This window comes from Salipiger sp. PrR002 (genome assembly GCF_010500775.1).
GTDB lineage: Bacteria > Pseudomonadota > Alphaproteobacteria > Rhodobacterales > Rhodobacteraceae > Salipiger.
This window is the reverse complement of the sequence record NZ_JAAGOU010000042.1, coordinates 1-26,198: the sequence shown is the minus strand read 5'-3', so window position 1 is coordinate 26,198 and position 26,198 is coordinate 1. Positions and strand designations below refer to the sequence as shown.

General features: G+C 63.6%; 24 protein-coding genes and 1 pseudogene. 15 read left to right on the top strand and 10 right to left on the bottom strand.

From position 1 onward, the window contains the following. Nucleotides 1-78: 78 nt before the first annotated feature. On the bottom strand, nucleotides 79-1,446 hold the full coding sequence (gene chrA, locus G0A00_RS23915; protein WP_109535018.1) for a chromate efflux transporter: 1,368 nt from the start codon (nucleotides 1,444-1,446) through the stop codon (nucleotides 79-81). Further along, the gene (locus tag G0A00_RS23910; RefSeq protein WP_109535017.1) at nucleotides 1,446-2,267 is read right to left on the bottom strand and encodes a sulfurtransferase/chromate resistance protein; all 822 of its coding nucleotides are present in this window, start codon (nucleotides 2,265-2,267) and stop codon (nucleotides 1,446-1,448) included. Before G0A00_RS23910 ends, chrA begins: the two co-directional genes overlap by 1 nt. Before the next feature lie 314 nt (nucleotides 2,268-2,581). On the opposite strand from G0A00_RS23910, the gene G0A00_RS23905 reads away from it, so the two are divergent. The 11 genes from G0A00_RS23905 to G0A00_RS26810 all read left to right on the top strand — a co-directional run bounded on the left by G0A00_RS23905 (nucleotide 2,582) and on the right by G0A00_RS26810 (nucleotide 8,666). Beyond that, nucleotides 2,582-3,781: a DUF932 domain-containing protein gene (locus G0A00_RS23905; protein WP_109535016.1), complete on the top strand. Its 1,200-nt coding sequence runs from the start codon at nucleotides 2,582-2,584 to the stop codon at nucleotides 3,779-3,781. A gap of 127 nt (nucleotides 3,782-3,908) precedes the next feature. Further along, nucleotides 3,909-4,349 carry a RadC family protein gene (locus tag G0A00_RS23900; RefSeq protein ID WP_009827207.1) on the top strand — a complete coding sequence of 147 codons (441 nt, stop codon included), beginning with the start codon at nucleotides 3,909-3,911 and terminating at the stop codon, nucleotides 4,347-4,349. A 109-nt stretch (nucleotides 4,350-4,458) separates the two neighbouring features. Continuing rightward, nucleotides 4,459-4,977, top strand: coding sequence for a DNA repair protein RadC (locus G0A00_RS23895; RefSeq protein WP_109535051.1), 519 nt, complete (start codon nucleotides 4,459-4,461; stop codon nucleotides 4,975-4,977). Between the two features lie 103 nt (nucleotides 4,978-5,080). Beyond that, nucleotides 5,081-5,572 (top strand): DUF6878 family protein, encoded by a 492-nt coding sequence (locus tag G0A00_RS23890; RefSeq protein WP_164184763.1) that lies wholly within the window; start codon nucleotides 5,081-5,083, stop codon nucleotides 5,570-5,572. Nucleotides 5,573-5,582: 10 nt separating this feature from the next. Then, nucleotides 5,583-5,960: a hypothetical protein gene (locus tag G0A00_RS23885; RefSeq protein ID WP_109535014.1), complete on the top strand. Its 378-nt coding sequence runs from the start codon at nucleotides 5,583-5,585 to the stop codon at nucleotides 5,958-5,960. 1 nt (nucleotide 5,961) lies between these two features. Further along, entirely contained in the window at nucleotides 5,962-6,159 is a 198-nt protein-coding gene (locus G0A00_RS23880; protein WP_149884494.1) for a hypothetical protein, read from the top strand. A gap of 76 nt (nucleotides 6,160-6,235) precedes the next feature. Further along, nucleotides 6,236-6,655, top strand: a complete 420-nt coding sequence (locus G0A00_RS23875) for a hypothetical protein (RefSeq protein WP_149884493.1) — start codon at nucleotides 6,236-6,238, stop codon at nucleotides 6,653-6,655. Next, nucleotides 6,648-7,292: an antitoxin of toxin-antitoxin stability system gene (locus tag G0A00_RS23870; protein WP_149884492.1), complete on the top strand. Its 645-nt coding sequence runs from the start codon at nucleotides 6,648-6,650 to the stop codon at nucleotides 7,290-7,292. Before G0A00_RS23875 ends, G0A00_RS23870 begins: the two co-directional genes overlap by 8 nt. Nucleotides 7,293-7,350: 58 nt before the next feature. Then, complete coding sequence (locus G0A00_RS23865) at nucleotides 7,351-7,752, top strand: MbcA/ParS/Xre antitoxin family protein (protein WP_067297291.1); 402 nt, start codon at nucleotides 7,351-7,353, stop codon at nucleotides 7,750-7,752. Beyond that, nucleotides 7,749-8,450 carry an RES family NAD+ phosphorylase gene (locus G0A00_RS23860; RefSeq protein WP_164184764.1) on the top strand — a complete coding sequence of 234 codons (702 nt, stop codon included), beginning with the start codon at nucleotides 7,749-7,751 and terminating at the stop codon, nucleotides 8,448-8,450. Before G0A00_RS23865 ends, G0A00_RS23860 begins: the two co-directional genes overlap by 4 nt. A 6-nt stretch (nucleotides 8,451-8,456) precedes the next feature. Next, nucleotides 8,457-8,666, top strand: a complete 210-nt coding sequence (locus G0A00_RS26810) for a DUF1778 domain-containing protein (RefSeq protein ID WP_164184765.1) — start codon at nucleotides 8,457-8,459, stop codon at nucleotides 8,664-8,666. 408 nt (nucleotides 8,667-9,074) lie between these two features. Here G0A00_RS26810 and G0A00_RS23850 read toward each other — a convergent pair whose 3' ends face one another. After that, nucleotides 9,075-9,371, bottom strand: coding sequence for a hypothetical protein (locus G0A00_RS23850; RefSeq protein WP_164184766.1), 297 nt, complete (start codon nucleotides 9,369-9,371; stop codon nucleotides 9,075-9,077). A 175-nt stretch (nucleotides 9,372-9,546) separates the two neighbouring features. Here G0A00_RS23850 and G0A00_RS23845 point away from each other — a divergent pair, with 175 nt between their 5' ends. From G0A00_RS23845 to G0A00_RS23830, 4 genes are all read left to right on the top strand, one after another. Then, complete coding sequence (locus tag G0A00_RS23845; RefSeq protein ID WP_164184767.1) at nucleotides 9,547-13,926, top strand: bifunctional class I SAM-dependent methyltransferase/DEAD/DEAH box helicase; 4,380 nt, start codon at nucleotides 9,547-9,549, stop codon at nucleotides 13,924-13,926. A gap of 3 nt (nucleotides 13,927-13,929) precedes the next feature. Next, nucleotides 13,930-14,961 (top strand): toprim domain-containing protein, encoded by a 1,032-nt coding sequence (locus tag G0A00_RS23840; protein ID WP_107755210.1) that lies wholly within the window; start codon nucleotides 13,930-13,932, stop codon nucleotides 14,959-14,961. A 370-nt stretch (nucleotides 14,962-15,331) separates the two neighbouring features. Then, nucleotides 15,332-16,264: a DUF2493 domain-containing protein gene (locus tag G0A00_RS23835; protein ID WP_164184768.1), complete on the top strand. Its 933-nt coding sequence runs from the start codon at nucleotides 15,332-15,334 to the stop codon at nucleotides 16,262-16,264. Nucleotides 16,265-16,349: 85 nt separating this feature from the next. Continuing rightward, on the top strand, nucleotides 16,350-16,610 hold the full coding sequence (locus G0A00_RS23830; protein WP_164184769.1) for a WGR domain-containing protein: 261 nt from the start codon (nucleotides 16,350-16,352) through the stop codon (nucleotides 16,608-16,610). 58 nt (nucleotides 16,611-16,668) lie between these two features. Here G0A00_RS23830 and G0A00_RS23825 read toward each other — a convergent pair whose 3' ends face one another. The 7 genes and pseudogenes from G0A00_RS23825 to G0A00_RS23795 all read right to left on the bottom strand — a co-directional run. After that, on the bottom strand, nucleotides 16,669-19,902 hold the full coding sequence (locus tag G0A00_RS23825; RefSeq protein ID WP_164184770.1) for a type I restriction endonuclease subunit R: 3,234 nt from the start codon (nucleotides 19,900-19,902) through the stop codon (nucleotides 16,669-16,671). Continuing rightward, on the bottom strand, nucleotides 19,899-20,825 hold the full coding sequence (locus tag G0A00_RS23820) for a GIY-YIG nuclease family protein (protein ID WP_164184771.1): 927 nt from the start codon (nucleotides 20,823-20,825) through the stop codon (nucleotides 19,899-19,901). Before G0A00_RS23820 ends, G0A00_RS23825 begins: the two co-directional genes overlap by 4 nt. A 55-nt stretch (nucleotides 20,826-20,880) precedes the next feature. Further along, nucleotides 20,881-21,716 (bottom strand): annotated as a pseudogene (locus tag G0A00_RS23815) (Abi family protein). A gap of 229 nt (nucleotides 21,717-21,945) precedes the next feature. After that, a complete protein-coding gene (locus G0A00_RS23810) occupies nucleotides 21,946-23,184 on the bottom strand; it encodes a restriction endonuclease subunit S (protein WP_164184772.1) in 1,239 nt (412 codons plus the stop codon). Next, complete coding sequence (locus G0A00_RS23805) at nucleotides 23,181-25,199, bottom strand: class I SAM-dependent DNA methyltransferase (RefSeq protein WP_164184773.1); 2,019 nt, start codon at nucleotides 25,197-25,199, stop codon at nucleotides 23,181-23,183. Before G0A00_RS23805 ends, G0A00_RS23810 begins: the two co-directional genes overlap by 4 nt. Then, nucleotides 25,200-25,379 (bottom strand): hypothetical protein, encoded by a 180-nt coding sequence (locus tag G0A00_RS23800; protein ID WP_127109559.1) that lies wholly within the window; start codon nucleotides 25,377-25,379, stop codon nucleotides 25,200-25,202. Nucleotides 25,380-25,492: 113 nt separating this feature from the next. Beyond that, on the bottom strand, nucleotides 25,493-26,198 hold a 706-nt coding region (locus tag G0A00_RS23795; RefSeq protein ID WP_164184774.1), incomplete at its 5' end, for a Fic family protein.

Sequence of the window (26,198 nt, the reverse complement as noted above, 5' to 3'; positions counted from 1 at the left end):
TCTCGGCCTTTGGCGGCTGGGCAAACTGCTTTGCACTCTTCCTGGAGTCGGGTGCCTCTATCCGGCATGTCGACGACATCATGTCCAGCCAAGGGCAGCGAGCGCCATCCCTGCCAGCGCACAGCCAGTTAGAACCGTCACTGGGCCAAGCTTGAACTGGAACACCGCCAGAACGGCGCCAAGCACCAGCGCCGCAGCCGCCAGATTGATCGAGGACCAGACAGGCACATCGAGATCGGGCCCGAAGGATGCGATCGTCCTTACCTCGTCGAAAACCACATGAAGCCCAAACCAGACAGCGAGGTTCAGGATGACGCCGACCACGGCTGCGGTGATGGCGGTCAGCGCGGCTGTCAGGAGCGCGTTGTCGCGCAGGCGCTCGATGAAGGGGGCCCCGAGGAAAATCCAGAGGAAGCAGGGCGTGAATGTCACCCAAGTCGTCAGAAGCCCGCCCAGTGTGCCGGCCGCGAGGGGCGACAGCCCGGTCGCCTCGCGGAACGCGCCCATGAAGCCCACGAACTGCGTGACCATGATCAGGGGGCCGGGCGTGGTTTCCGCCATGCCGAGACCGTCCAGCATTTCACCTGGGGCGAGCCAGCCGAAATTCTGCACCGCTTCCTGCGCGACATAGGCCAGCACCGCATAGGCGCCGCCGAAGGTGACGACGGCCATGACGCTGAAGAAGCCTGCGATCTGAGAAAAGACATTGGCAGGGCCGAGCAGGACGAACAGAAGGGCAACCGGGGCCAGCCAGAGCATGAGGAACACCGTCGAGATGCGAAATGCCCAAGCCCGATTGACCCGTGTGTGTTCGGGAGACGCCTCGCCCAGCAGCGTATCGGCGTCATCGACCTGGACCTTGCCGACCTTGCCGTGTCCGCCGCCCCCATGGAATGCTGGCAGGCCCGCCCGCGCGCCGAAGAAGCCGATGAGGCCAGCGAGCAGGATGATCAGCGGAAACGGCACCGCGAAACCGAAGATCGCCACGAAAGACGCGGCGGCGATGGCGACCATTGCGCCGTTCTTGAGTGCGCGCGAGCCGATGCGGATGACCGCCTGCACCACGATGGCCAGCACCGCGGCCTTGAGCCCGAAGAACAGCGCCTCGACAGGTCCGACATTGCCATAGAGCGCATAGATCCAGCTCAAGCCCATGATGGCGATGACGCCGGGCAGCACAAAGAGGACGCCCGCGATGATGCCGCCCAGCGTGCGGTGCATCAGCCAGCCGATATAGACGGCAAGCTGCATGGCCTCCGGACCCGGCAGCAGCATGCAGTAGTTCAGCGCATGCAGGAACCGCTTCTCGCCCAGCCAGCGCTGTTCCTCGACAAGTATGCGGTGCATCAGCGCGATCTGTCCGGCGGGGCCACCGAAGCTCAGAAGGCCGATGCGGGCCCAGATGCGGGTGGTCTCGGCCAGGGTGGGATAAACACGGTCCTGCATCAGTCTGCCTTCGGCTTGTTGGTGGGCCAGTTGTGGGTCTCGTCAGTTGCGTCCCGCGCCCATCGGTAGAAGGCGTCGTAGAGCAGCATCCCGGCCTCCAGCTGCTCCAGATCGTCGGAGAACATGCGCGACAGACCGAGCGAGGCGGCCAGCAGCCCCGCAGCTTCGGGCGCGAGATCGAGCCGGGCGGTATCGGCTCCGCGCACGATTGTCGCGAGCCGGTCGAGGGCAGGGATGTTCAGGCCGAACTCGGCAAGCAGGACGTCAAAGGTGCAAAGCTCGCCCCGATGGCTCCAGAACACGTCTTCGATGTCGAAGGGCGCGGCGTTATAGCGTTCGGCGACGCCCACCACCTCGGCGGGTGCCACAAACAGGATGACCGCGCGGGGATCGAGAAACCGCCGGATCAGCCAGGGACAGGCGATGCGGTCGATCTTGGGCCGTGACCGCGTCACCCAAGTTGTGCGGCCCTGCGCGTCGCGCGCGGGCAGCCTCAAAGGATCGATCAGCGGCAGCCCGGCCAAGCGCCAGGCCTCGAACCCGCCATCGAGATACTCCGAGGCGCAGCCTTCGGCGCGCAGGATCGCGGCTGTGCCCTGGCTGCGCCGATGGCCCGCCTGACAGACGGCGATGGACGTCTGCCCGCCAAGCTGCACGGCAAGTGTAGCAAGATCCCGGTCGTCAGTCCTTATGGATCCGGGTAACAGGCGCGGATCGGTGGCGAAGTCTTCTTCGGACCGCACATCCAGCAAGAGCGGCGCGCGTGGGGTCCCGATGATGCGGGCAAGTTTTTCGGATGAAATAGCGTTAGGCGCAGGCATCTGCGTTCCTCCTAAGGTCAGGATATGCGGGAACGCGATCTTCGGCTGGCGCCTCGTGGGGCGGTCGCAAACCCCATATCACCACGTTTCAAGAAATTCTGCGAAATGTCAATCACATGAACCTGTAACATCAACTGTAGCTTCGCCAGACGGCAGACGCTCGCTCTCGAGTTGCCCATGCAAAAAGAACCCAATCAGTCGAAGGTCCGCTCTCCGCCATGGCCCGCCTACGAGAGTAAGAGGAGTGCCGGTTTCCCGGTGACAGGTTGAGGGTTGGGAGAGTGGCTTCCGGCGCCTGTCACGGGAGATATCCGATGGGTGTTGTAGAAGTTCTGGATCCGGTCGCACCGGCGCGAGCAGGTGGCTGGAAGGTGGACGTGAGCCGGGGTGAGCGGAATGGGCGGGTGTCGTCCGAATGGTTCAACCGGCCCGATGACGAGCGATATCTGTCGCTCGACGATCTCTGGGCCAATGTGAAAGGCCGGTCCGAGCGCAGCCGCAGCCGGGTCGTGCAGACCGCCGACATCCGCGTCGAGGCCGCGCGTGATAATCCCGAACGGTTGCACTTGATGCTGCCGAAAGCGCATGAACCGGTCGCGCCCACGCACTGGGCCTTCGGCCAGCTTGCCAGCATCGTCGGCGCACCGGCCTCCTACCTGCGGCAGCTGCCCGCGCCGCTGGCGGGCATCAACCTGCAATACGGGCTGACCAACCACCGCGCCGAGCAGGTGAAGACTTTTGAGACCGAAGATGGCCGCACGGAACTGCGCGCGGTCACCGGCCCCGACTATGGCCGCATCCATGACCACGAACTGGTCGAGGCCGTGCAGCGCATCGCGGGCAATGGCACGGGCGACACGCGCTGGAAGGTGCCGGGCGTGCTCGACTGGTCGACCGGGGTCTACAACCCCGATGTCGAGATCAGCCGCGACACGACCACGCTCTATGCCTCGGACCGCGACGTCTTCCTGTTCCTTGTCGACGATCGCAACCCGATCGAGGCGGGCAAGTTGGCGGACGGCTCTCCCGACCTCTACTTTCGGGGCTTTTACTGCTGGAATTCGGAGGTGGGCGCCAAGACCCTCGGCATGGCGAGCTTCTACCTGAGGGCAGTGTGCCAGAACCGCAACCTCTGGGGCGTCGAGGATTTTCAGGAGATCCGGATCCGGCATTCGAAATACGCCGCCTCCCGCTTTGCCCATGAGGCGGCCCCGGCGCTGACGCGTTTCGCCAATTCCTCGCCGCAGGGGTTTGTGAACGGCATCAAGGCCGCGCGGCAGCAGATCGTGGCGCGCAGCGATGATGATCGCGCGGATTTCCTGCGCAAGCGGGGCTTCTCGAAGGCGGAGTCCGGCAAGATCATCGAGAAAGTGCTGATGGAAGAAGGCCGCCCGCCCGAGAGTATCTTCGACTTCGTGCAGGGCATCACGCGGCTTGCGCGCGAGAAGACCCAGCAGGATGCCCGCCTCGACATGGAAGGGCGCGCCAAGAAGCTCCTCGACCGGGTCGGCTGACAGAGCCCCCACGCAGCGATCGCCCGACACCGGGGCGGTCGCTGTAGCCTTTTTCTCAACATGCACGCCGCTGGCCATGCCCCGAAAGGGCAGGGGGCTTCGGTGTGCGGATTTCAGCGAGACCCTCATGACCCCCCAGGAAGAAACCGTCATTCTCGAGGCCCGCGATATCCTCGGCCGCTACCTCAGCCAGAACCCGGTCATCGGCAGCTGGCAGGCGCTGATGGACTATTGCGCTCTGACCGTCCGAGGTCCCATCGAGCGATTCCATGTCCTCTATCTCGACCGCAAGAACCGCATCATCGCCGATGAGCTTTTGTCGACCGGCACAGTCGATCATGTGCCTGTCTATCCGCGCGAGGTGATCAAGCGGGCGCTGATGCTGAACGCCAGCGCCCTGATCCTGATCCACAACCACCCGTCGGGTGATCCGACGCCGTCCGAGGCTGATCTCAGCATGACCAAGGAGATCCAGAAGGGCTGCAAGTATCTCGGCCTGACGCTGCATGACCACATCATCGTGGGTGCCGGGACGGAGCTGAGCCTGCGGGGTCTCGGCAAACTCTGATGCTGTGGCCAGATCCATCACCGTCGCCCCTTCGAGGAAGAGGGTGGCGGTTTGGTCTTTGACGGATGAGGCGGGGAGAGTGGCTTCCCGCGCCGTTGGAGACATTGCCATGTTTGACCTTCCCCTGCCGATCCAACCGGGCCCGCGTCCGATGGGCCCCATCCCAAATGGCCCAATTGTCGCTCCTGATCCCAGCCTGCCTTTCGCGCTGACGCGGATGCACCGGACGCCTGCAGCCCTGATGTTGGGCACCGCTGCCCCCGTGGTCGTTGAGCGTTTTGCGACGCTGGCCGATGCCATGCAGGGGGCGTTTGAGCTTGCCGAGGACAACGGCTCCGATGCAGCGCCGCAGCTTCTGGCCATCCTTGATTGCGACCAGCGCCTGGTTCTTGCCGGGGCCGCCAGTCATGGCGCTGTGGCTTGGTGCCACCCTGTCGCCAATGCTCTTGAGGCGCGGGCCGTCGTGACCGAGGCGGTTCAACTTCGCGCTCAGGCTGGCCGCGCCACTGACTGGCACGAGCCTGAATTGGCGCAGCGGCTGCGTCACCGTGCTGATCTGCTGGATGCGCGTCTGGTCGATCCGCTCTGGCGCGCCTTTGCCGCTCGCGCGCTGCAGATCGCGGCGTGATGCCCGAGAGACAGAGGAGGGATGGGAAGGGTTTGAGCCTTCGGGGGGCAGAGGAGTGCGCCACCCGGGGGGTCTGACCTGTCCTCACCGAACGGAGTCATCCATGACCCAGACTGAACCCACTCTGGCCGCCCCGCTGCGGCCTTCCACCGTCGATTTTGGGGCGATCCTTGCCGCGCATGCCGAACGCACCGCCCGGATCCTCGCCCTGCGCCCCGGCAACAAGGACCGCCTGTTCGATGGCCTCATGGCCGCCGGCATCACCCATGTCACCGTGACCTTCGACGGTGCCGGTGACAGCGGCCAGATCGAAGGCATCGGCGCCTGGGCGGGCGAGACGGCTGTCGATTTTCCCGCGACCGAAATCCCCTATGCAGCTCTGACCTGGGACGACCCCGAGGTCGAAATGCGCAGCCTGCCACTGGAGGATGTTGTCGAGCAGCTCGCCTACGACTTCCTGTCTGACACCCATGGCGGTTGGGAGAACAACGACGGCGCTTACGGCGAGTTCTGCTTCGACGCTGCGGCCCGCTGCATCCATCTCGAGTTCAACGGGCGCTTCACCTCTTCCGAACTCTACACGCACGATTTCTGAGGGGGCGACGATGGCACATCCCTACCACCACGCCCTGTCCTCGGTGAAGAAATGGGGCGGCACGGTCGATGATTTCATCGCGGTGCACACATGGTTCGACCAAAGCAAGGAGATCACGGCCGATTTTCGGCACCGGGCCCTGCGGCACCATGCCGAGGGCATATTCATGGCCGAGACGATCTTCGGCCAGACCCTCACGCTCTCGACCGGGCGCATCATCCCGACCCGATGGGTTGGCGAACAACATGTGAAAGAGGATCTCGGCTTCATCCCGAGCTTTGCCGATTGGGTGAAGGCCATCAGGCCCGAACCCTGGATGGGCCGGTCCGAGCGGATCGAGGCGCAGGTCGATCCGCATCTCGCCTCGCCCGTGGTCGAGGTTAGTTGACATGACCGACCCCGCATACTTGCGCCTCGGTCTGCCCTCGACGGCATCGCCCCAGACAGTTCTGCGCGCGGCGGTCCGGGCGCTGCACCCCGACACGCGCGCCGTGCGCAGCTTCCGGACGGCGCGCAAGCGCTTCTACCGGCAAATGCTCTGCGCGCATGCCGCGCGGCAGGCATCGGGCGACAACCCGACCGGCTGATCGCTTCCAACCAACCCTTCATCTCAATCCAGCGCCCGGCCCCACGGCCCGGGTTTCTCAATCTCAGGAGGTCCCCATGGCGGATTACTTCACCCATTTCTCATGCCTGATCGACGTCGGCAGCCCCGACAAGGCCGCACGTGCCCTTGCCCTGTTCCAGGGCTTGCGCGCCGCGGATCAGGACGCCGATGACCCGGAGGTCTCGGGCTTCACTCTTGCGCGCCAGGACGCGCCCGAGGACAGCACCCTCTGGATCCATGACGACGAGCACGGCGATGTCGAGGCGGTCATCCACTTCGTGCTGCGCCTGGCAGAAGACCTCGATCTCACCGGACTCTGGGGGTTCCAGTATGGTCTGACCTGTTCCCGGCCTCGCCTCGACGCTTTCGGCGGCGGCGCGCATGTCATCGATCTTGGTGCCCGCAAGTCCATCGGCTGGACCAGCACGCAAGAATGGCTGGCCGCCGCGCTGAACGGGGAGGACGCACATGCCTGAGGTCATTTGCACAACAGTCTACCAGTTCCCTGAACTCTCCGACATCGCCAAGGACAAGGCACGCAGCTGGTATCGCGAGCTCGGGCCCCACGACGATTGGTGGGACACGGTCTACGAGGATTTCGAGCGGGTCTGCGAAATCGTCGGCATCCGCCTGAAAACCACGCCCGTCCGCCTGATGGGTGGCGGCACGCGGGCCAAGCCCTGCATCTGGTTTTCCGGCTTCTGGAGTCAGGGCGACGGGGCCTGCTTCGAGGGCTACCTTAGCCATGCCAAGGGTGCGGCCGCGCGCATCCGCGACTACGCGCCCCAAGACGCGACGCTCCGTGGCATCGTCGACCGGCTGCAGACCATCCAGCGGCGGAACTTCTACCAGCTCGCGGCCGAGGTCAGCCATCGGGGCCGCTACTACCACGAATACACCATGTCCGTGGACGTCACCCGCGACAGCCCGACCTGGCAGCCGCCCACCGAGGACGCGGAAGAGATCGTGACCGAGGCACTTCGCGACCTTGCCCGCTGGCTCTACCGCCAGCTTCAGAGTGAATACGACCACCTTACCTCGGACGAGTCCGTTGAGGACGGCATCATCGCTAATGAATACACCTTCACCGCAGGGGGGCGGCGGTTCGGGTAAGAGTGCGAGAAGTTCATTTGAACTTTACAATGAGGCCATATGATCTATATTCAGACCAATGGAGGACGCCATGTACGTTGCTGAGAAAATCCGAGAACCCGCACAGATCAACGCCGTCGCGTTGAAGGCCTATGCGCGCGTGGTCGATGCTTGGGGCCTTAACCTGAACGAAGCGGCTGGCCTTGCCGATATGACGGTGAGCACGTGGAAGCGTGCCAAGAAGCCGGATTTCGCGGGGGAACTGACCAAGGATCAACTGTTGCGGCTTAGTGCGGTGATCGGCATCTACAAATCGCTCGAACTCTATTTCTCCGAGCCGCTCGCGCGAAGCTGGTTCACCCGGCCGAACACGGGGCCGCTGTTCGGGGGCAGCCGTCCGGTTGACACGGCGATCGACGGCGGCTTGCCGCAAATTCTCGCGGTTCGGACCTATCTGGATGCGCTGCGTGGTGGGGCATGAAGCAGACCGAGATTTCCGATCGTGGTCTCGTCCGTCTTCTGCCCGCCACTTACCACAAGCCGCCATCTTTGCGCGGTCTAGTCGATGCCGATGACGAGATGGAGATTCTGGCGGAGATCGAGGGCCTGACCAGCGGCCGCCTTCTGGCGGAACGTGGCCGCAACCCACATCTGGACCCGCGCGAGCTTGCCTGGCAGCGCCGCAGCCGTGATCTGCGCATCTATGGCGACAGTCATGTCAACGCTGCCTTCACCTACACCCGCGCCGGCGGAAACCGCTTCAACACTGAGGAGCGCGGCGCGTGGTATTGCGCATGGGATGTGATGGTGTCCGTCAGCGAAGTGGCCTGGCACCGCACACGTGAACTCGGCTTTACCGGCAGCTTCCATGACAGCGCCCGCTATGTGGAATTGCTGGCCGACTTCATCGGGATCTTCGATGACATGACCGACGAGCCGGGCCATCCGGCTCTGCATCCTGATCCGGCTGTCGGATATCCCGAGGGCCAAAGCCTCGCCCAACATCTGCGCCGGGCTGGATCGCGGGGCTTGATTTACCCCTCGGTCCGGGCTCCCGCGCCGGGCGGGAATTGCCTCGTCTGCTTCGAGCCCCACGCCATCCAGAATGTCCGACCTGGCGCGTCCTGGGATCTTGTTTGGGATGGGACGCCGCACTACTCGATCGCGGCTGTCGCCTGACGAGTCATGGCGCATTCGCTTTTTTGGGGGGCCGAAGACATGAAACCGGCAAACGGCAACAGGCCGGACGTCACAAACCTGAAGCAATGCGACCATCAGGCATTCTTCGAGGTTTTGGACTCTCCGCCCCCACCGACGGAAGCGTTACGGGCAGCATTTCGCCGGACGAAAGAGAGGTCATTCCGGCGAAACACATGGCTTCCAACCATGGACTGAGTCCACCGGCCTTCAGGGGTTTCCATAGTCGCGTTGAGGACGGCGACGTCTCTGCCCCAAGAGACCACTATAGTTTTCTTCGATGAGGTTGCTTTTCCAGCGTTATGGACGCTCCAATATCACCATTTCCAAAGAATTGATGGACTAGCCCCACGTGGAGCGAGATCTGAAGACGCTGGGTCGAAAGACGGCAGCGACTTGCGGTGGTTGCCGAAGGTCGATGCGATGTACCTCCCGGTGTGCCGCCGCGACCAGACCTTGGTCCTTCGGACAGGAGTTTGACCGAGGCTGATGTCCCGAAGGGCTAATCTGCCAATCTACAGGTTGGCAACTACGCTCGATTTTCCAAGCCACGGTATGGCAAAAGCTCCGGAAGGCCGGAGCTAGCTGAGCCAGCCAGTGCCGTTCTCACTTGTTCCCGTCGATCCACTTCGACATCAGCCCCTTGTCGCGGAAGCATTCATCCGGAACGGCGCGGCGCTTGATGCGGGCGAGGCGCTCGGCAAAGGCGACCTGCTTTGATGTCGGGCGGCTGTCCTGCGCTGTCGCGGGTGTGAGCTTGGCCTGCGCGTCGATCCAGGCGCTCAAGGATCGCCGATCTTGCTGAACTTCCCATGGCAGAAGCGTCTGGTTGCGCAGGGCTAGCGATCGCGCATAGGCAATCTGCTTTGGCGTCGCGGGCAGGGCGTAAGTGGTGCTTTCCATCGGGGCTCTCCCTTCTTAGCTCGGTTTCAAAATAGAACATAACATGAACAAATACAAGCCACCTGCGGAAATCATGGGGTTTGAGAGGAAGAGGAGGGCCGGGGGAGGTCAGGCCTGAGGGTGCCCGAAAGAGGGCGTCCGGGCCTGATCCTGTCCCTCATTCCGGAGTTTCCCGATGACCCATCTCGCCCCCTTTGCGACCGAGCGCGCCCTTGCGCCTGTCGCCCCTATCCCGTCCCTCGATACGGCCGCTGCGATCTTGAGCGTGGCCAAAGCGCTGCAGACTGATCTGGCGCAAGGTTTCCAGATCGACGCGCTGCGCCTGCGCCTTGAGATGGAGCGCGCCTTTGGCGGCTCTGACGCGACCGGCGCCTGGGACTGGAAGCTGGCCTATGAAGCAGGCGAGGCAGCGCTGGTCTTGTTCCTGCGGAAGTTTGGCCGCGCGCTGTTGGCGCGGGCGGGCTCGCCCGCAGCGCTGCTGCCGATCCTTGCCAAGGTGTCCGGCCTTTTGCCGACCCATACGCGGCGGTCCGAGGAGATGGAGCGGTTCCAGCAGTTCTCGACGCCGCTGCCCATGGGGCTGGCCGCAATGGCTGCAGCACAGATCACCGCGCGCGATTTGGTGCTGGAGCCATCGGCTGGGACGGGCCTTCTGGCGGTCCTCGCGGAAATCGCGGGCGGCAGCCTCGCGCTGAACGAGCTTGCCGACACCCGCGCTGATCTCCTCCGTCGCCTGTTTCCGGGCCGGCCTGTCACGGGCTTTGACGCAGCCCAGATCGACGATCATCTGGACGCAGGGTTGCGCCCGAGCGTGATCCTGATGAACCCGCCGTTCTCGGCGGTGGCCAATGTCGACGCCCGCACCACCGAGGCGACAGCGCGGCATCTGCGCTCTGCGCTCGCGCGCCTGGTCCCCGGCGGACGGCTGGTCGTCATCACCGGTGCCAGTTTCGCGTCCGATTCCCCGGCTTGGGCCGAAACCTTTGGCCGCCTGACCGAGACCGCGCATCTGGTCTTTACAGGTGCCGTATCCGGTGCCGCGTTTGCCAAACATGGCACCAGCTTCGAGACGCGGATTTCGGTCTTCGACAAATGCCGCGGTGGCGAGGCGGGCGGCATCACAGCCGATCTGGCGCGTCCGATTTCGCCTGATGTCGCCAGCCTGCTGTCGCTGATCACTACCCATGTCCCCCCGCGCCTCGAACTGGCGCAGGTCGCTCCAGCCGGGCAGGGCCCCACTTCCCCCTTCCCGGGAAATCCTGCCCGCACCACGCGCACAGGAATCAGCTCGTCGCGCGCCACGCCTGCAACAGCCCCCACCAACACCGTGGTGCAGATCGAGGCCGCAGACCTCGCCTATACCCTGCGCGATGCAACCGAGGACGGGGCCAGCACGCGCCTGTCGGATGCCATTTATGAGACCTTCCGCCTGCAGGCGATCGACATCCCCGGCGCTACACCGCACCCGACCAAGCTGGTGCAATCGGCGGCCATGGCCTCGGTCGCGCCCCCAAAACCCAGCTACCGGCCCAAGCTTCCAACCGCCATCCTGCACGATGGCCTTCTGTCCGACGCGCAGCTTGAGACCGTGATCTACGCGGGCGAGGCGCATGGCGCGTATCTCGCGGGGTCTTGGACTGTCGATGAAACCGGCGACATGGTCTCGGCCGCGCCCGAGGATGCCGCGGACGCCGTCCGTTTCCGCCGCGGCTTCTTCCTTGGCGACGGCACCGGGGCGGGCAAGGGCCGCCAGTCGGCCGGGATTGTGCTCGACAACTGGGCTCAGGGTCGGCGCAAGGCGCTCTGGATCTCGAAGAGCGACAAGCTTCTCGAGGACGCGCAGCGCGACTGGTCTGCCCTTGGCCAGGAGCGGCTGCTGGTCACGCCGCTGTCGCGTTTTGCACAAGGCCGCGACATCCCGCTCTCCGAGGGCATTCTGTTCACCACCTATGCCACGCTGCGCTCCGAGGAGCGAGGCGCAAAAAAGTCCCGCGTCGACCAGATCGTGGACTGGCTCGGGGCGGATTTCGACGGGGTGATCTTGTTCGACGAAAGCCATGCGATGGCCAATGCCGCAGGAAGCAAGGGCGAGCGTGGCGATGTCACCGCCTCGCAGCAGGGCAGGGCGGGCCTGCGTCTTCAGCACAAGCTGCCCAATGCCCGCGTGGTCTACGTCTCAGCCACGGGGGCGACGACGGTCCACAACCTCGCATATGCGCAGCGGCTCGGCCTCTGGGGTGGCGAAGACTTCCCCTTCGCAACCCGGGCGGAATTCGTGGAAGCCATTGAGGCTGGCGGTGTCGCGGCGATGGAGGTCCTCGCCCGCGACCTGCGGTCCCTCGGTCTCTACACGGCCCGCTCGCTCTCCTACGACGGCGTCGAATACGAGATGCTCGAGCATGCGCTGACCCCTGAGCAGCGCGGCATCTACGATGCCTATGCTGGGGCTTTTGCCATCATCCATAACAATCTCACCGCCGCGATGGAGGCCGCCAATATCACGGGGGATACTGGCACGCTGAACCGCCAAGCCAAATCCGCCGCGCGCTCTGCCTTCGAGTCCGCCAAGCAGCGCTTCTTCGGCCATCTGCTAACCAGCATGAAAACCCCGACCCTGATCGCCGCCATCGACGCCGATCTGTCGGCGGGCCACGCAGCGGTGATCCAGATCGTCTCGACCGGCGAGGCGCTGATGGAAAGGCGCCTGTCAGAAATCCCCACCGACGAATGGAACGACATCCGCGTCGACATCACCCCGCGGGAATATGTCTTGGACTACCTCGCCCATTCCTTCCCGGTGCAGCTCTACGAGCCCTTCACTGACAGCGAGGGCAATCTGTCCTCGCGCCCCGTCATGCGCGACGGCCAACCGGTCGAATGTCGCGAGGCCGCGCGCAGACGCGACGCGCTGATCGAGAAGCTGGCATCACTTCCGCCCGTGCCCGGGGCTCTCGACCAGATCGTCCAGCGTTTCGGCACCGACCTCGTGGCCGAGGTGACGGGCCGGTCGCGTCGGATCGTGCGAAAGGGCGAAGGCCCTGCCGCGCGCCTCGTCGTCGAAAGCCGGGCGGGGTCTGCCAACCTTGCGGAAACCGCCGCCTTCATGGATGACCAGAAGCGCATCCTGATCTTCTCCGATGCCGGCGGCACGGGACGCAGCTACCACGCCGATCTCGGCGCGAAGAACCAGCGCCTGCGGGTCCACTACCTTCTCGAGCCGGGCTGGAAGGCCGATGCTGCAATTCAGGGCCTCGGGCGCACCAACCGCACCAATCAGGCGCAGCCGCCGCTCTTCCGGCCCGTCGCCACCGATGTGAAGGCTGAGAAGCGGTTCCTGTCGACCATCGCCCGCCGCCTCGACACGTTGGGGGCCATCACGCGCGGCCAGCGCCAGACCGGCGGGCAGGGGCTGTTCCGACCCGAGGACAACCTCGAGTCCCCCTATGCCCGCGACGCCCTGCGCCAGCTTTACCGCCGCCTCTATCGCGGCGATGTCGTTGGCTGCTCGCTCGGGGCGTTTGAGGATGCGACCGGTCTGAGCCTGACCGATGACAACGGTTTGAAGGATGACCTGCCGCCTATCACCACCTTCCTCAATCGCCTGCTGGCGCTGACGATCGACATGCAGGCCGTGCTGTTCTCGGTCTTCGAGGAACTCCTCGACCAGCGAATCGAGGGCGCCATCGCTGCCGGGGTCTACGACCTCGGGCTCGAGACGCTGCGCGCCGAGAGCTTTCAGGTGACGGATGCGCGTGTGATCTACACCCATCCCGGCTCGGGCGCAGAAACCCAGCTCCTGACCATCGCGCAAAAGCAGCGCAACACGCCGACCGCGCTCGCTGATGCGCTCCACTGGCTGGACGATCCGAAGGCGCGTTTGCTAGTTAACAGCCGCTCAAACAGGGCTGCCGTGCAGGTGCCCGCGACCAGCCTGATGCTAGACGACGGCACCATCGAACCGCGGCTGAGGCTGATCCGGCCAACGGAGGCCAGCACCGTGCCGGCAAAGCTGATGGACGACACGCATTGGCTCGAGGCTGACCGCACGGCTTTCACAGCCGCCTGGACCACGGAACTGGCCGAGGTGCCGGAATTCACGGAAACCACGCTGCACATCGTGGCGGGCCTCTTGCTGCCGATCTGGAAGCAGCTCCCGCAGGACGAGACCCGCGTCTACCGACTGCAAACCGACGATGGCCAGCGCATCATCGGTCGCCGTGTCTCGCCCGCCTGGGTCGCGACGACGCTGGCGGGTGAAGCGCCGCAACTGTCCGCCGCGCAGGTCCATGCCCTCGTTCTGGAGGGCAAGACCGTGGTGCGGCTGGCCGAAGGGATGGAGCTGCACCGGTCCCGCGTCATGGGGGTGAACCGGATCGAGCTGTCGGGCTTTTTGGGTGCCGCCAAGGACCGGCTCAAAGCGGATGGGTTCTTCTCGGAGATCATCGCCTGGAAGCTGCGGCTCTTCTGCCCAGCAGACTCCAGCGGCATCACAGTGCTTGATCGTCTGCTTGCACGTTGTCCCGTGACAGGACTACATGCGCGTGGAGGGTGCTGAGCCATGTATTCCGAGACTGAAGATCTGATCCGCGCTCTGGCGGAAAATGCCGAAGGCGTGTGTCGCGCCTACCTTCCCGCCGGACGGCGGGAAGGGTCCTACTGGATCGTGGGTGACCTGCAGAACAACCCCGGCCGGTCGCTCTTTGTGCGGCTGACTGGACCCGCCTCAGGGCCGGGCGCGGCCGGCAAGTTCACCGATGGCGCCACAGGCGAGCATGGCGATCTCCTCGACATCATCCGCGAGCGAACCGGGATCTCGCGCTTTCCCGATCTTCTGGCCGAGGCCCGGGCGCATCTTGGCCGTCCCCAGCCGGTCCTCCCGGATAGGCCAGTGCCGAAGAAGGCCCAGGCCCCCGGCGGCACACCAGCGGCGGCGGCGCGTTTGTTTGCAGCCTCTATGCCAGTCGCAGGCACGCTTGCTGATACCTACCTTCGCGCCCGGGGCCTGACCCAAGGCGGCATGACGAGTGCGCTGCGCTTCCATCGGAAGTGCTGGCATCGGGATGAGGGCCAGACCAGCAGCATCCCCAGACCGGCGCTGATCGCCGCGGTCACCGATGGGGCAGGGGCCTTGCAGGGCGTGCATCGAACCTGGCTGGCACCTGACGGACAGGGGAAGGCGGCTGTCGAGACGCAGCGGCGTGCCATGGGTCACCTCCTCGGCAATGCCGTCAGGCTGACCCCGTATGACGACATCCTCGTTATCGGCGAGGGCATCGAGACCATGCTGTCCCTGTCCGAGGCGGCCCCCGGCCTTCCCGTCTGGGCGGCGCTCTCGTCGGGTCACCTCGGGGCGGTCCTGTTGCCGGAGGGGCTTCAGCGCCTCTACATCGCCATCGACCGCGATCCTGCCGGCCAACGCGCGGCAGAGAGGTTGAGCGCCAGAGCCACAGAGGTCGGGATTGGGTGCCATGTGCTCGAGCCACAACTCGGGGATTTCAACGATGATCTCCGGGCGACCGGCAAAGAGGCGCTGCGCCAGTATCTGGCAGGGCAGATCGGGCTTGAGGATCGGCAGCGCCTGTCAGGCTGAGCAGCATCGCGCAGGGGGCGGTCAGGGGCAGAGGGGGGTAAGGGTCCTGCAGTCCTGTCGCGGGTGTGGATCATCACCTTTGCCTCTTCCCGGGCAATCTCATCCACCCGTCACCCACACGGCCTTCAAGAGATGGGCAGGCGGCCGTCAAAGGGGACGCCCCATCAAGGGCGGCAGGCAAGCTATTTCCGCCGCGGGGGACGAGCCCCCGCTTTGCATCGCGAAACAAATAGCTTGCCTGCCGCCCTCCTCCACATGCGTTCCGGCCCCGAAGGCGGGGTGAGGGGGCGTCCCCAGTGACAGCTTTCGCAGCCCATGAAGGCCGCGCGGGTTGTCGCGCGGATGAGACAGGCCCGGAGGCAAGAAACTGATGACGATCCACACTCACGACGACACGTATGAACCCGCTCACACCGCATCCCAGACCGCCCATGCGCTCGACGAGTTGCAGCTTTACGGCTACCGCCCCTTTGACGAGCCCGATCCGCGCCCGATGCCCGATGGGCAGCGCCTTGCGGTCGCCGTCGCCGACATCTTCGATGCCCTCGTCGCGAGCCTTGAAGACACCCGCATGGAACCCGACCTCGAAGAGGTGCTCTGGGGCCAGGTCAACCTCTTTCACCGCGCCACGGCCCGTATCGAGCGGTCGCTCGACGAGAACGAGCAGGCGCAGCGCCGCCTCCAGCGCGAGCAGGACGGCTCCGAGGTGAAATCCACCGAACTCGAGCGCCTGACGGCCGAAGGCCTGACCCTGATCGAACGGCGCAACTGCATGGACATGATGCGCGATCACGCCGCCACCGAGTTCGTCCATCACACGGGATCGACCTGGCGCCCCCGCACCGGCTCGATGGTGAACCGCCAGCACATGACTGCCGCCCTGATCGACAGCCGCGATTTCCTGGCCGCCAAGCGCCGCGCGGAAACCGAGGTGATGTTGCCCGCAGGCCCCAAGGTCGCCCTCACCGGCGGGACCGACTTCAACGATCACCGCCTGATCTGGGGCAAGCTCGATCAGGTCCGGACCAAGTATCCCGACATGGTCCTTCTGCACGGTGGAAGCCCCAAGGGCGCCGAACTCATCGCCGCCAAATGGGCCGAGGCCCGGGGCGTGACGCAGGTGGCCTTCAAGCCCGACTGGAGCAAGCACGCCAAGGCTGCGCCCTTCAAGCGCAACGACGCGATGCTGGAGGTCCTGCCCGTGGGCGTCCTCGTCTTCCCGGGCAATGGCATCCAGGAAAACCTCGCCGATAAAGCCAAAAAGCTCGGCATCCCGGTCATGAAGTTCGAGAAGGGGGCGTGAGCCCCCTTTTCCCCTCGCGGGGAAATCGAGGTGGAAGCGCACTCTTCCACCTGATATTGTGTAGGAAACCTCAATTGATCACTACATGTACCATAGCCCGATCCAGCTCGATGTCTTCCCGACCGACGTGCAGATGCGCCGGATTGATCCGGCGCGCAACATGCGTCGCTTCTATCGACTTAGCGTTCAGCGCGATCTATTCGGACGCGCAAGCCTCGTGCGCGAATGGGGACGAATTGGTTTCCGTGGGCAGATGATGGTCGAGACGCACCTTGATGAAGGCAAGGCCATCACCGCGTTGATGAAGCTAGCAGCGGTGAAGAAGCGGCGCGGGTACGTTCAGTGAACGCTCTTGGACGCAGCCATTTTCCCCACTTTTTCATCGCATCAAGAGTTCTGCTGGATCAATCAGGAGTGAGGTCCAACGCCTCGCCCCGCTTCAGGATCTCGTAGATCACCCCTTCAAGGATCGGCAGTGCCTGCCGATCCTTGCTAAGGAGAAGCGTGGCGAGCGCGCTATGCGAGGACATGGCCCGGACCACTGCCGCCTGCACCGCGCCGGGGAGGTTCCCCTTCATCGCTTGATCCTTACTGTTCTTGTCGATCTGGGCCATCACAACCGGGTTCTGGCGGGTAATTGCGGCGACCTGGTTCACGAAAGCGACCTGGTCCTCGAGCGGGGTCGCCTCTCCGAAGAGGCTGTTCAGGCGCTCGATCAGCTCCTGCATGTAGACCGGTAGGGCACCGGGCCGTCCGCCGCCGCCGCCGCCCTTTATGGGGTCGAGGGTGGGGGGCTCCTCATCCTCGCCGTTGCTAGGCTCCTCTCGCTCCACGATGTCATAGCCGGTCAGCGCGATCCCGTGCAGGTCGATCTCGGACGCGGGCACCCCGTCCAAACGGTTTGCCAGCAGCTTCGAGAAGGCGGCGAAGACCTCAAGGTCCGGGTCACCGAGATCGATCAGCTGAGCGACATAGGCGTAAAGGCGGCCGAACCGCGACAGGCCTGCCTTGAAATCCGTCAGCGACACGATCGCCGTCTCGACCTGTTCGCGCTCGTGATCGGCGCGCTTCATCCCGTCCTCGTTCCCGACCGCTTTCGCCTTCTGCCAGGCGTCCTCGGCCTCTGTGGCCCGGTTTCGAAGCTCCGTGAGCCGATGGTTATAGGCGTCGGTCGGTTCCTGCGTCGCGGCGTACATCGCCTTGTGCGCCGCCTCGTCATCGGTGCCGCTGGCGGCGGCCGTCGCTGTCCGAAACCGGGCCTTCTGGAAGTCGAGGACGTGGGTCTCGTCATAGACCCCCTGATCGTCGAGGAACTCCTTCAGGTCATAGATGACGTTGAGGTCCTGCACTTCCTCGATCTTGGCGCCCCTGTCATACTGGGCAAAAGCGGCCCGGACCACGTCCGGATCGTTGATAAAGTCGATGATGAAGGTCTGGTCCTTCCCGGGAAAGGTCCGGTTCAGACGGGAGAAGGTCTGGACGATCTCGACCGCGTTCGCGATCTTCTTGTCCACATACATCGCGACCAGCTTCGGCTGGTCGAACCCGGTCTGGAACTTGTTCGCGACCAGCATGACCCGATATTCCGGCCGGTCGAAGACGTGGCGCAGATCCTTGCCGCCGGCGTCCGGGTTCATGTTCACCTCGGTAAACTCCGCGTCCTCCTCAACGACGAACGCGTCCCCCTGCAGCAGCTCGTCGTTCGGGTGCATCACCTCGCGCCCGGTCAGCTTGCCCGAGAAGGCGACGAGGGCGCGGATGTTGCCGTATTCCGGGTTCGCGGCGATGAAGGCGTCGAAGGCCCGCTTGTACCGGACCGCAGAGGCCCGGGAACTGGTGACCACCATCGCCTTCGCCTTCCCGTCAAGCAGGTGGGCCACGTTCTTCGAGAAGTGCTCGATGATGAAGCGGACCTTCTGGGTGACATTCGTCGGATGGAGGGTCATCCATTTCGCCAGGGCCCGCTTGGCCGCCTTCCCGTCGACCCGTTTTTCCTCGACGATCTCCTGACCGAGGTTGAACGCGGTCTTGTACGGCACGTAGCCCCGCAGCACGTCGAGAATGAACTTCTCCTCGATCGCCTGCCGCATCTCGTATTTGTGGAACGAGACCGGGAGGTTGTCGTCCGATGCGGGCCTCGTCGGGTCCGTCGGCCGTCCGAACAGCATCATGGTCGAATGTTTCGGGGTCGCCGTGAAGGCGAAATGGGACACGTTCGCCGGGCGTTTCCGGGCCCGCTGTATTTCAAGGAGGATGTCCTCGACCGTCATGTCCGCCGCGTCCTTCCGGGCCGACAGGGCCAGCGTCGCCTGAAGTTTTGACGCTGTGTTCCCGGTCTGGGAGTTATGCGCCTCGTCGATGATCACCGCGAAGTTCCGGTCCCGGAGGGACTTCTCCGTCAGGATCGCCTCCATAGCGAACGGGAAGGTCTGGATGGTCACCACGATGATCGGGGTGCCCTTCAGCATCGCCTCGCTCAGCTGCTCGCTCTTCGACTTCGACGAGGTCTCCCGGTCGATCGCTGCGATCAGCCCCTTCTGGTGGTCGATCTGCTGGACCGCGTCCTGCAGCTGCCCGTCCAGCACGTTCCGGTCCGTCACGATGATCACCGTGTCGAAGATCGGCGTCCCGTCGTCCCGGCGCAGCTTCACCAGGTCATGCGCCGTCCAGGCGATGGTGGAGGTCTTTCCGGACCCGGCGCTGTGCTCGCACAGGTAGGGGTGCCCCGGGCCTTTCTCCTTCGCGTCGCCGATCATCTTGTTGACCGCGTCGAACTGGTGGAACCGGGGGAAGATCAGGGTCTCCTTGACCGACCAGTTCCCCTTCAGGTCGACCACGTTTTTCTTCTCGACATAGACGAAGCTGTGGAAGATCCGCAGGAACGCGTCGGGCTGACAGATCTCCTCCCAGAAATAGGCGACGGGATATTCCCCGTCGGCCCGCGCCGGGTTGCCGGCCCGGCCGTTATCCCCCTTGTTGAAGGGCAGGAAGAAGGTGTCGTCGCCTGCGAGCTTAGTGGTCATCCAGATCTCGCTGTCCGACATCGCGAAATGAACCACGGCGCCCCGATGCTGCGTCAGGAGCGAGTGCGTGCGTTTCGTGATCGGATCGGCCGGGTGGCGGTCTGTCCGGTACTGGGCCTTCGCGTGCTCGACCGACTGAGTGAAGTCCGTCTTCAGCTCGACCGTGGCCAGCGGCAGGCCGTTCAGGAACAGGCCGAGGTCGATGGCGAGCTCGCGGCCCGGGTGATATTTCAGCTGCGGCACGACCCGCAGCCGGTTCGATGCGTAGCGGTGCAGGACCGCATCGTTACGCTGGTCCTCCGGGGCCGCCTCGGACAGGTCAAGGTGGCCGGCACCGGCGATCGAAAAGCCCCGGCGCAGCGTCTGGACCATCCCCTGTTTCTCCAGCGCCGTCTCTAGCCGGTCCATGACGACCGTCAGGGTTTTGTCGCCATTCATAGCTTGTAGGCGGTCCCATTTCTGCGGCTGGGTGGCCCGTAGCCAGGCTTCCAGATCCTCCGGGTACATGGCACGGTCCGCGTCGTAGGCGTCGGTCGACCCAACCAGCCAGCCCGACGCGGCGAGCTTCTGGACGATGTAGGACTCGAGGTGCTTCTCGTGATGCAGGTCGCTCATTCCGTCACCTCCGATCCGCCGGCCTGCGCCTGCTGCCACTCGTGATAATTCAACTTCGATCCCCGAACCTTCCACTCCAGCCGCCCGTTGCTGTTCCGGTCAAGCACCACCGCCGCGGCGGCCGACGGGCTGCTGAACGGCCAGGGTTTGGCGAAGCGCATGCGGTCCTCCGCGTGAGGGACCAACGCGCCCTCGGCGATCATCTTGTCCTTAAGGCCGCCATAGCTCTGCTGGACATACCCGGTCCCGATCAGGGCCTCGGAGCCTTCTAAAACAACGAATTCCCCGTCTTCTTCGACGGCGGTCGCCTGGACGCCGCTCTTGTGGCGGATCTCGAAATGGACCTCTTCGGCGGTCCTATCATCAGCGGGTTTCGCGACCTGAGTCACGGCGCGCGGTTGAGGTTTCAGCATGTCGAGCCCGATGACCGGCAGGATAATCCGCAGGTTCGCGAGGAACTGTTCCATGTTCGCTACATCCGCCTCAGGCAGGCGGCGTCGGCCGGTGTCGGGCTGGGTGCCGTTGTCAAGCGTCACCCGGCCCGCCTGCGTGGTAACCCGGATCAGCCGGGCCTCGAGGTATTCGGCGTGCCCCTTGGACAGGTCGTCGTCGCTGGTCGTGACGGTGATGGCGGTTTCCCAGAAGTCGCGCTTCTTCGCGCTCTGTTCGATCCTTTCGGACACTGAGTTGCCTGACCCGATATAGACCCGGGTCACGCCGGGCTTGTCCGGGTCCGGGCCGGACAGGATATAGACGCCGGTCCGGTCCACCTCGGACCGGGCGGTCAGGTCGCCGAAGGCCGAGGCGCCGCTGACAAACAACAGACCGGTCCAGCCGTGGATCGTCGCCTTGCGCAGGCCCGTGGGCTTCCCGTCGACCAGGAAAAGCTGGATGGTCCGCCCGAAGGGTTCGCCTGTGGTCATGCGGGTACCTCTTTCACAAGTCTTGCCAGCTTCGTTTGGGCAGAAACCGGCATCCTCATACCTTCCACACCGCTCTTGTGCGCCAATCCGCTGGAAAGCCCATGCTGGCAGGATCGGCCAACGGGCAGCCGTCGATCAGCGCAACAAGGCGCTGTTTCCATTCATTGCCCGGCGCGATCAGGGCCAAAAGATAATCAAGCGTCACCAGAGTGTTGTGCAGATAGCGCGGATCGGCATCTCGTATTGCAACGGGCAGCTTCGCAGGAAATCTTGGTGTGGTCATTTTCACCGTGAAGCGCTTGTTCCACAGCCTGCCATGGTGGGCGCATATGTTGCGCACATGGCTGATATGATGGGCGAAAGACGTGACCACCTTTTCGTCTAGCGCGAAGGGGGACGCGATCGCGTTTCTATCGCTTCGCAGTTTCAGGTCGCTATAGAATTTCGACAGCAACCCGAAGGACATGACCTCTGCCGCCATCCAGACCGGCGGCAGCTTGGGCGAGGTGTATTTGTCGCGATAGTGGGTCGCGAACGTGTCGCGCGAGCGGCTTCCTTGTTCAACTCGGCAACGGCGGACGCATGACGCCCGATATGGGCATAGTGGCCCTGTTCGAGATAGCCATGGGGCCCATAGGTCATCGCCATGTGATGCGCCCATTGCGCGCGCAAGGCCACCTCGACCCGCTCGATGGCGTCCAGAACCAGCAGCCGCAGTTCGCGGTCGAAGATGTAGAGCGTCAGCACATCCTCGAAGGTTGTCCCGTCGCGGAAGGCGTGATCGCCATTGTTCGCGGCGGGCACCTCGAAGGGCAGCCAATAGGCCCGCAGCCTGTAGTAGGAGATGAAGTTCAGGTAGTGCTGTGCCTGGGCTTCATCACCGACAGTCATGCCGCGACGTTTCAGCAGTTCGACCTGATCCGGGACGGAGACGGCGGGTTTTTCGAACTTCATGCGGCACTCCTGTGCCGCGAAAGCGATACCCTGAAAACAAGTAACCCGCCGGGGTGCGCAGTGCGAAACCGAGGTTTCGTCCGAGGCGTGGCGGGTCTTGTTGAGACATTAGATAGGGCAGGACTCCTACCAAAGCAATAAGAAACCGACCGGTCCGCGCCAAAAGTCATGCCGCCGCCCTCACGTCGATCTTGCCAGTGACGGCAGCGGTGATCAGGGCCGCGCGCTTCTCGCGCAGGAGGTCGATGCTGCTCTCGGTCAGGGAGATCAGGCCCCGGATGCGCTCAAGCTCGACGTCGATCCGCTCAGCGATGAGCCTCTGCTCCTCAATCGGCGGTATGTAAACAGGAAGTCCCAGAAATTTTTCGGGCTCCATGCGCCACTGGTCGGTCCGGATGCCGTTTGAAATGAGGCGATAGACCCACGGCATAGGTTGCGCCCGCAGGTAGTGATGCATGTACCGGGGGTCGTGTTCTCCGATGGGACGCATGACAACATAGTCCGGACTGGTAATCCCTTTCATGGGGGCGATACCCATTGACCCCTGCCAAGCCTTCATCTTGTTGATGACAAGATCATTCGGGTTGACCAACTGGTATTTGGACAGGTCTTCGGGCGTTTTGTTAATGTTGTCATCGCGGGATGATTTCTCGATCACGCCGAACTCGCGATAAACCGAAAGGACAGTTAGGTCCTCATACCCCTGCCGTTTCTCCTGCCTGAAGTGATCCTTCATCCGGCCCCGCACCCAATGTGCCGGAACCCGTCCTCGCCAATCCACTCCACTGTCAATGGTGGGCGCGTTCCGGTCGAGACCACGGCGAACGAGGCGGGATATGGCCGCCTTCTCCTTTTCCTTCAGCAGCGCGATGAACCGGGTCTTCTTCTCGATCAGGCCGTCAATCATGCCGGTTTCGCGGTCGAGGAAGCGGGCGATGGCGACCTGATCTTCGGGACTGGAAATATTCACGTGATAGTTGCGGACCGCCTCGGCACTCACGCGCTTGAGGCCGCCTGCGCCGGTCATGCTCCGTATCCCTTCGAACCGAAAGTCTTCCGAGCTGAGGAGATAGAGCAAGAAGTCCGGGTCGATCCGGGAAGCGTCAGGTCGCAGAACGTAGACCTCAGAGGTTGCAAACCCGACGCCGTTTATCAGCCCTTCCGCTCTTCCTTTCTTCCCATTCTCGAAACAGGGTGTGACTTTCGCGAGAAGAACATCATCGTTAGCAACGAAGTTGTAGCTCCCAGCTGTCATGACGTTCAGGGGTTCAGCCCTTGAACCATCGACCCCACCCAGACCGTCCTTGATGGCGTCCATGGGGATGAAAGAAACAGGATCGTCTGCTCGGAGGCGCCGTATCTTCGCTGACGGGGAAAGGGCCACCGAGAACTTCAGGCGGCTCATTCCGTCACCTCCGCCAGCACCGCCGCGATTTCCGCCTCGACCGCCTTCAGCTCGGCGTCGATCTCCTCCAGATCGCGGGGCGGCTGGTATTCATAGAAGTAGCGATTGAAGTTGATCTCATACCCCACGACGCCGACTTGGCCGTCGTACTCGTCGCGGAACGTCTCATCCACATAGGCGTCGGGCGCATGGGGCAGCACCTCCTGCGCCATGTAGTCCCGGATGTCGGTGCCGAGGGGGATGTTCTCGAAATCCGTCAGGTCGTCATCGGGGATGACCTCGCCCTTCTTGTCGAGGATCGGTTCGAGGTCCGGGTCCCGCACGCCGAAGGATTTCTGGAACGCTTTGACTAGGGCGGCGTTCACCTTGCCCAGACCCGCATCGCGCTTGGCCGCGTTCTTGACCCAAGCCTCGAACCAGTGCCAGCCATGCGCCTCGCCCATGTCCGCCTCGAACAGCTTGGTCCAGCCGCTCTGCACTTCGGGGGCGAGCTTACCCCATGCGGTTTCATCCGCCAGCGCCGCAAGTCCCTCAGGCGAGGTCACGATCTTCTTGCGCAGCGGGCGCAGGACCTTGACCCGGCGATAGCCGAAGTCGCGGCTGTCGAAGATCCGGCTCTCCTTCGTCTCGGCGAAGTCGGCATACATCTGGACAATCTGCCGGATCTGGTCGTTCCCGACCCGGCGGCGCTTGTTCCCCTCGCTCTTGCGCATGGGCTCGAACAGCGCGGTCGCGTCGATCAACTGGACCTTCCCCTTTCGGTGGGCGGGCTTCTTGTTGGACATAAGCCAGATGTAGGTGCCGATCCCGGTGCGAAAGAAGATCTCGGTCGGAAGCGCGATGATGGCCTCGACCACATCCTCCTCCAGCAGGTAGCGCCGGATTTCGGATTCCCCTTGCCCCGCGTTCCCGTTGAAGAGGGGCGAGCCGGACAGGACGATCGCCGCCCGCCCGCCGCCGCGCTCCGGCGCCTCCAGCTTGCTGAGGAGGTGGAGGAGGAACAGCATCGACCCGTCGCTGACGCGCGGCAGCTTGGGGCCGAACCGGCCCTCGAACCCCTTCTCCTGATGTTCCCGGACCACGGCGGCCTGATCCATCTCCCACTTCTTGCCGAAAGGGGGATTCGAGACGCAGTAATGGAACCGCTCGTTCGCGAGCTTGTCGTCGGACAGGGTGCTGCCGAGCTTGATGTTCTTCGACAGGTCGCGGCCGGGATCGGACTCGACGGTCTTGAGGAGCATCGAGGCGAGGCAGACGGCGTGGGTCTCCGGTTCCTGCTCCTGCCCGTAGGGCACGATGACCGGGGCGATGGAGTAGCGGTCGCGCAGGGCGTTTACATGCTCCATCCCATCCGACAGGAAGCCGCCGGTGCCGCAGGTCGGGTCATAGAGCGTCCGGATGAGCCCTGGGTTGTCGATGAACATCTGGTCGTCCGGGTCCAGCAGCAGCTCGATGGCTAGGTGGACCACGTCGCGCGGGGTCATGAAGTCCTCGGCCGCCTCGTTCACCTCTGCGCCGAAGCGGCGGATCAGGTGCTCATAGACGTTCGACATGACGCGTTCCGGAACCGCGTCCGGGTGCAGGTCGATGGCGGCGAAGTTTTGACAGATCTTATAGAGGACCCCGGCCTTGTCCATTCGGGCCAGCGTGTTCGCGAAATCGAACTGTTCGAAGATGACCCGGGCGTTGTCGGAGAAGGAGGCGATGTAATCCTCGAGGTTCTGGCGGGTCCGGGTCGCGCCGAGGCTGCGCAGGTCGTAGTTCGAGGTGTTGTAGAACGGGTAACCGGTCTGGGTCCGGAGGATCACGCCCAAGTCAATCGGGCTCTCCTTCATGGTCTTGACGGTTTCGCGCACCTGGTCCCGAGTCGGTTCCAGCACGCATTCCAGGCGGCGCAACAGGGTGAAGGGCAGGATTACCTTACCGAAATCGACGTGTTTGAAGTTCCCCCAGAGGTCGTCGGCGTTCTTCCAGATGAAATCGGCGAGAGAGGTGTTCGTCGTCTGGGTGTTCATCTATGCGCCTTCACTGTTATTCGTTTTCGTCTCAAGGTGCTGTTCCAATAATCGTGCTGCCAAACGGAAGCCGTCGACCTGACTCATCCGGTGCCGGACACAGAGCTCCTTGAAGGCCCACCGCTCATCCTCGGTGATCTTCAAATTTAGGTTCGAAAGCTTCGCGGCATCATCACCCATCGGGCATCTCCTCGCGGATAATGACTTATCTTCCATTCTTCCATTAAAGAATTCAATCACATTTGCTTGGACGGCCCCTTTTCAACCTGATCCACAGTTGGCAAGCGGATGCTTTAAGGGGCCTTCAGATCCGGTGCCTTGTTCAGCTCGATCTGTGTTCTTTCGGGTTTCGCCGTCAGCTGCGATGTCGTTGTTTCTGAGAGTATTAGCCAGTACCTCGTATGGCGTCGCTCACCGGTTCGGCTGAGCGCACCTTTCTCGACTAGATCCTGCAGATCGCGGGTTGCGGTTGCGCGTGAAGTTCCGGTGATCTTGAGATAGTTGTCGGCGCTGAGGCCGCCTTTGAAACCGCAAGGGCCTTCCCGAAACATTCGAGCGATGGCCTTGGCCTGGCGTTCGTTCAACTGGTCTCTGTGACGATCGTAGAAGTGTGCCTTGCTGATGAAGAAGCCGACGCGGTCGAGTGTTGTCTGTTGGGCCTTCAAGACAACTGCTGCGAACCAGACGAGCCAATCGGTCACGTCGAGCGTTTTTTGATGCTGCTGGAGCTGGTCGTAGTAAGCCTTGCGCTCCTTCTCGATGGTGAAGGCAAGCGAGATGAGGGTCGGCTGGCCAATGTTCTGCGCCAGAGACTTTTCAGCGAGGGCGCGACCCAAGCGGCCGTTGCCGTCTTCGAATGGGTGGATACTCTCGAAATAGAGGTGGCTTAGCCCTGCGCGCGTCAGTGCTGGAAGCGGCTCTGCTCCCCCCGGACCGGTCTTGTTGAACCAATCCGCGTATCGCTCCATCTCAGGCATGACCCGCTCCGAGGGCGGCGCT

Coding starts and splice junctions, on each gene's coding strand:
- chrA (WP_109535018.1), bottom strand. CDS start 1,446: ATGCAGGACCGTGTTTATCCCACCCTGGCCGAGACCACCCGCATCTGG.
- G0A00_RS23910 (WP_109535017.1), bottom strand. CDS start 2,267: ATGCCTGCGCCTAACGCTATTTCATCCGAAAAACTTGCCCGCATCATC.
- G0A00_RS23905 (WP_109535016.1), top strand. CDS start 2,582: ATGGGTGTTGTAGAAGTTCTGGATCCGGTCGCACCGGCGCGAGCAGGT.
- G0A00_RS23900 (WP_009827207.1), top strand. CDS start 3,909: ATGACCCCCCAGGAAGAAACCGTCATTCTCGAGGCCCGCGATATCCTC.
- G0A00_RS23895 (WP_109535051.1), top strand. CDS start 4,459: ATGTTTGACCTTCCCCTGCCGATCCAACCGGGCCCGCGTCCGATGGGC.
- G0A00_RS23890 (WP_164184763.1), top strand. CDS start 5,081: ATGACCCAGACTGAACCCACTCTGGCCGCCCCGCTGCGGCCTTCCACC.
- G0A00_RS23885 (WP_109535014.1), top strand. CDS start 5,583: ATGGCACATCCCTACCACCACGCCCTGTCCTCGGTGAAGAAATGGGGC.
- G0A00_RS23880 (WP_149884494.1), top strand. CDS start 5,962: ATGACCGACCCCGCATACTTGCGCCTCGGTCTGCCCTCGACGGCATCG.
- G0A00_RS23875 (WP_149884493.1), top strand. CDS start 6,236: ATGGCGGATTACTTCACCCATTTCTCATGCCTGATCGACGTCGGCAGC.
- G0A00_RS23870 (WP_149884492.1), top strand. CDS start 6,648: ATGCCTGAGGTCATTTGCACAACAGTCTACCAGTTCCCTGAACTCTCC.
- G0A00_RS23865 (WP_067297291.1), top strand. CDS start 7,351: ATGGAGGACGCCATGTACGTTGCTGAGAAAATCCGAGAACCCGCACAG.
- G0A00_RS23860 (WP_164184764.1), top strand. CDS start 7,749: ATGAAGCAGACCGAGATTTCCGATCGTGGTCTCGTCCGTCTTCTGCCC.
- G0A00_RS26810 (WP_164184765.1), top strand. CDS start 8,457: ATGGCGCATTCGCTTTTTTGGGGGGCCGAAGACATGAAACCGGCAAAC.
- G0A00_RS23850 (WP_164184766.1), bottom strand. CDS start 9,371: ATGGAAAGCACCACTTACGCCCTGCCCGCGACGCCAAAGCAGATTGCC.
- G0A00_RS23845 (WP_164184767.1), top strand. CDS start 9,547: ATGACCCATCTCGCCCCCTTTGCGACCGAGCGCGCCCTTGCGCCTGTC.
- G0A00_RS23840 (WP_107755210.1), top strand. CDS start 13,930: ATGTATTCCGAGACTGAAGATCTGATCCGCGCTCTGGCGGAAAATGCC.
- G0A00_RS23835 (WP_164184768.1), top strand. CDS start 15,332: ATGACGATCCACACTCACGACGACACGTATGAACCCGCTCACACCGCA.
- G0A00_RS23830 (WP_164184769.1), top strand. CDS start 16,350: ATGTACCATAGCCCGATCCAGCTCGATGTCTTCCCGACCGACGTGCAG.
- G0A00_RS23825 (WP_164184770.1), bottom strand. CDS start 19,902: ATGAGCGACCTGCATCACGAGAAGCACCTCGAGTCCTACATCGTCCAG.
- G0A00_RS23820 (WP_164184771.1), bottom strand. CDS start 20,825: ATGACCACAGGCGAACCCTTCGGGCGGACCATCCAGCTTTTCCTGGTC.
- G0A00_RS23810 (WP_164184772.1), bottom strand. CDS start 23,184: ATGAGCCGCCTGAAGTTCTCGGTGGCCCTTTCCCCGTCAGCGAAGATA.
- G0A00_RS23805 (WP_164184773.1), bottom strand. CDS start 25,199: ATGAACACCCAGACGACGAACACCTCTCTCGCCGATTTCATCTGGAAG.
- G0A00_RS23800 (WP_127109559.1), bottom strand. CDS start 25,379: ATGGGTGATGATGCCGCGAAGCTTTCGAACCTAAATTTGAAGATCACC.